The following is a 4,133-nucleotide window of genomic DNA, read 5'->3' as shown; positions in this document are numbered from 1 at the left end:
CCATGTCGTTCTGTGAGCCAAGGAGTTGGTAGAATGTTTTGTCTTCCTAAGACCGCTTGGCCTCCGACTTGTGAGCCGCGTCGGCATCTGCGGCACCGATCTGCACATCTTCACCGGCAACCAGCCGTACCTTCAATATCCGCGCGTGATGGGCCACGAGCTGTCCGGCGTGGTCGTCGAAGCCGATGGCGATTCGGGACTGGCGGCCGGCGACGGCGTGTATGTCATGCCTTATCTTTCATGCGGAACCTGCGTTGCGTGCCGCCAGGGCAAGACCAACTGTTGCGTGAACATCAAGGTGCTCGGCGTGCACCGCGACGGCGCGATGACCGAGTATCTGAGCGTGCCGGCCCAGTTCGTCCACAAGGCCGAAGGCGTGTCGCTCGACCAGGCGGCCATGCTCGAATTCCTCGCGATCGGCGCGCATGCGGTTCGGCGCGCGAACGTGCAGGCGGGACAACGCGTGCTCGTGGTCGGCGCCGGTCCGATCGGCATGGCGGCCATGATCTTCGCGAAGCTGCGCGGCGGCAGCGTCGTGTGTCTCGACACACGCGCCGACCGGCTCGCGTTCTGCAGTTCGCAACTGCACGTCGACGCCGCGGTACCGGTCGGCCCCGACGACACGGCGCAACTCTCGTCGCTGACGAACGGCGAATTTTTCGATGTCGTGTTCGACGCGACCGGCAACATCGACGCAATGAACCGCGGCTTCGGTTTTGTCGCACACGGCGGCACCTACACGCTGATTTCGATCGTGCCCGGGCAGGTCACGTTTTCGGACCCGGAGTTCCATAAGCGGGAGACGACCTTGCTCGCGAGCCGCAACGCGACGGCCGCCGATTTCGAAACGGTGCTCGAAGCGATGCGCAGCGGCCAGATTCCGGACCAGGCGCTCAATACGCATCGCATGCGCCTTGCCGACGTGCCGGACGCGTTTCCGCGCCTGCTGGAGCCGGGGCAGACGGTCGTGAAAGCGCTGGTCGAATGCTGAGGCAAGGCACCGGGCCATCAGGATCGCACTTATGAGCACACCGATACTTCAGTTCGGCACGAGCCGCTTCCTTCTGGCGCACGTCGCGCTGTTTGTTTCCGAGGCGCTGGAACGCGGCGACGCGATCGGCGGCATCAGCGTCGTGCAGACGACCGCGAACGAGGCGAGCCGCGCGCGCATCGCCGCGCTGCGCCACGCCGGCCACTACCCTGTGCAGATACGGGGTCGCGAAGGCGGCGGCGTGGTGGACCGGGTAGTCGAATGCCGCGCGGTGCGCAACGCCTGGTCAACCGATACAGACTGGGCCGCGATCCGTCGCGCGGTGATCGAGGAGGTGCGCGTCATCGTCTCGAACACCAGCGATGCCGGTTATCAACTCGACGAACGCGATTGCGCCGATCTGCTTGCGAACGACGCGCTCGTGCCGCACAGCTATCCGGCGAAGCTGCTCGTATTGCTGCATGCACGCTGGCGCGAGCGCCCGCAGCACGGCGTATCGGTCTACCCGTGCGAACTCGTCGACAGAAACGGCGATACCTTGCGCGATATCGTGCTCGGCATGGCGCGGCAATGGTCGCTGCCCGAGCCTTTTATCGGCTATTTGCAGGAACGGTGCGTCTGGGTGAATTCGCTCGTCGACCGTATCGTGTCCGCGCCGATCGATCCGGTGGGCGCGGTCGCAGAGCCGTATGCGCTGTGGGCGATCGAGCGGCGTGAAGGCATGGAACTTCCGTGCACACACGAGCAGATCGTGCTCACCGATGAACTGCGCCGGTATGCGCAGCTCAAGCTGTTCTTTCTCAATCTCGGTCACACGTGGCTGGCCGATCAGTGGCTCAGCGAAAGCCGCTCGCAGCAGGAAACCGTGCTGGAGGCGATGAGCACGCCGCGCGTGCGCGACGCACTCGAAACGGTATGGCACGACGAGGTGCTGCCCGTGTTCGACGCGATGGGTCTGAAAAGCGAGGCGCATACGTACATCGACAGCGTGCGCGAGCGATTCCTCAATCCGTTTCTCGCTCACCGCATATCGGATATTGCCGCCAATCATCGCGAGAAGATCAGGCGCCGGATACAGCCGCTCGTCGAGCTGGCCGGTTCGCTGTCGTTGCCGGTCGCACAACCGCGCTTGCGCGCATTGCTGGCCGCGCACGCGCTGCCTTTGTCCGGCACGGAAGGAGCAGCGTCGTGAAAGATCAGCACCTCATCGTTCTTCACGATGACGACAACGTTGCCGTCGCATTACGGGCGCTCGAAGCCGACGAGATCGTGGACGTCAACGGACAGCATCTACAGGTTCTGTCGCCGATACCGGCCGGACACAAGCTGGCCTTGCGCAACATCGCGCAAGGCGCTCAGATCACGAAATACCGGCAGACGATCGGCGTTGCGCTCCGCGATATTCCCGCCGGCGCGCATGTTCATGTGGACAACGTCGGCATGCCGTCGCAACACGACAGCGCAGCGCACGCGAATGCGACCGGTACGCGTGCCGCGCCGGCCGATCGCGCCGATACGTTCCTTGGATATCTGCGCGCGGACGGCCAGGCAGGCACGCGCAACTATATCGGCGTGATCGCCAGCGTGAACTGCTCCGCCACCGTCTGCCACGCGATCGCCGATGCATTCCGCGGCGACGCACTCGACGCATTCGAAAACGTCGACGGCGTGGTTGCGATCACGCATCAGAGCGGATGTGGCATGTCCTCGTCCGGCGACGGCATGGCTTTGCTGCGCCGCACGCTGACCGGTTACGCGCGCAATCCGAACTTCGCCGGCGTGCTGTTCGTCGGACTCGGCTGCGAAGTGAACCAGATCGAGGGGCTCGTCGAATTGCTCGACACGTCTTCGTCGCGGCCGGTGCGCACGCTCGTTATCCAGGATGAGGGCGGCACGCGCGAAGCCGTGGCGCGCGGCATCGCCATCGTTCAGGAGGAACTCCACGCGGCGAATCGCGCGACGCGCACCGCCGTGCCCGCGTCGCATCTGAAGCTCGGGCTGCAATGCGGCGGCTCCGACGGATACTCCGGCATTACCGCGAATCCGGCACTCGGCGTGGCGGTCGATCTGCTCGTCCGCAGCGGCGGCACTGCGATATTGTCGGAAACACCGGAGGTTTACGGCGCCGAACATCTGTTGACCGCGCGCGCCGCGTCGGCAGAAGTCGCGCACCGCCTGATGGACAAACTGCACTGGTGGGAAGGGTACACGGAGCAGAACGGCGGCGAGATGAACAACAATCCGTCTCCGGGAAACAAGGCCGGCGGCATCACGACCATTCTCGAGAAATCGCTCGGTGCGGTGTCGAAGGCGGGCAGTTCGGCGCTCAAGGCCGTCTACGATTACGCGGAACCGGTACGTGAAGACGGCCTCGTGTTCATGGACACGCCTGGCTACGATCCGGTCTCGGCGACCGGTCAGATTGCGGGCGGCGCGAACCTCGTCTGCTTCACGACCGGACGCGGTTCGGTCTTCGGCTCGAAACCGGTGCCGACGATCAAGATCGCGACGACGACCGCTCTGTTCGAGCGGATGCGGTCCGACATGGATTTCAACAGCGGCGTGATTGTCGATGGCTCGTTAAGCGTCGAGGAAGCGGGCGCGCGTCTGTACGAACTGATACTCGAGGTTGCGTCGGGCCGCAAAAGCTGCAGCGAAGAGAACGGCCTCGGCGACCGCGAGTTCGTGCCGTGGTTGCGCGGCGCGGTCATGTGACGCAAACGTGCCGTGTACGGGGTCGACAGATGGTAAAGGCAACGCATAAACAGCCGCCCGAGATCGTGGCATTCGGCGAAGCGATGGTCGAATTCAGCCAGCGTTCCGCGGGCGGCACGGACTATCTTCAGGGCTACGGCGGCGACACGTCGAATTTCTGCATCGCCGCCGCGCGCCAGGGTGCGAACACCGGCTTTATCTCCGCGGTGGGCGGCGACCGCTTCGGGCGCCTTCTGCTCGAGCTCTGGCAGCAGGAGAACGTCGATACGTCCGCGGTGCGGATCGACGAATCGGCGCACACGGGCGTGTATTTCGTTTCGCACGGACCGGGCGGACATCACTTCGAGTATTTAAGTCGGAGGCCAAGCGGTCTTAGGAAGACAAAACATTCTACCAACTCCTTGGCTCACAGAACGACATGGCTACG

4 protein-coding genes are annotated in these 4,133 nt (G+C 64.1%); all 4 read left to right on the top strand.

What is annotated here, in order from left to right; all coding sequences use genetic code 11:
- Window positions 1–25: 25 nt before the first annotated feature.
- Window positions 26–991, top strand: a complete 966-nt coding sequence (locus QYH69_RS35630) for a zinc-binding alcohol dehydrogenase family protein (RefSeq protein ID WP_308836308.1) — start codon at window positions 26–28, stop codon at window positions 989–991.
- Between the two features lie 31 nt (window positions 992–1,022).
- Window positions 1,023–2,183 (top strand): mannitol dehydrogenase family protein, encoded by a 1,161-nt coding sequence (locus tag QYH69_RS35625; RefSeq protein ID WP_308836307.1) that lies wholly within the window; start codon window positions 1,023–1,025, stop codon window positions 2,181–2,183.
- Complete coding sequence (locus QYH69_RS35620; protein WP_308836306.1) at window positions 2,180–3,706, top strand: altronate dehydratase family protein; 1,527 nt, start codon at window positions 2,180–2,182, stop codon at window positions 3,704–3,706. Before QYH69_RS35625 ends, QYH69_RS35620 begins: the two co-directional genes overlap by 4 nt.
- Window positions 3,707–3,735: 29 nt before the next feature.
- The coding region (locus tag QYH69_RS35615; protein WP_308836305.1) for a PfkB family carbohydrate kinase at window positions 3,736–4,133 on the top strand (398 nt) is incomplete at its 3' end.

Origin of the sequence: Paraburkholderia sp. SARCC-3016 (assembly GCF_031119615.1) — a bacterium.
Taxonomy (GTDB): domain Bacteria; phylum Pseudomonadota; class Gammaproteobacteria; order Burkholderiales; family Burkholderiaceae; genus Paraburkholderia.
The sequence above is the reverse complement of the archived record's forward strand: the minus strand, read 5'-3'. Positions and strand labels throughout refer to the sequence as shown.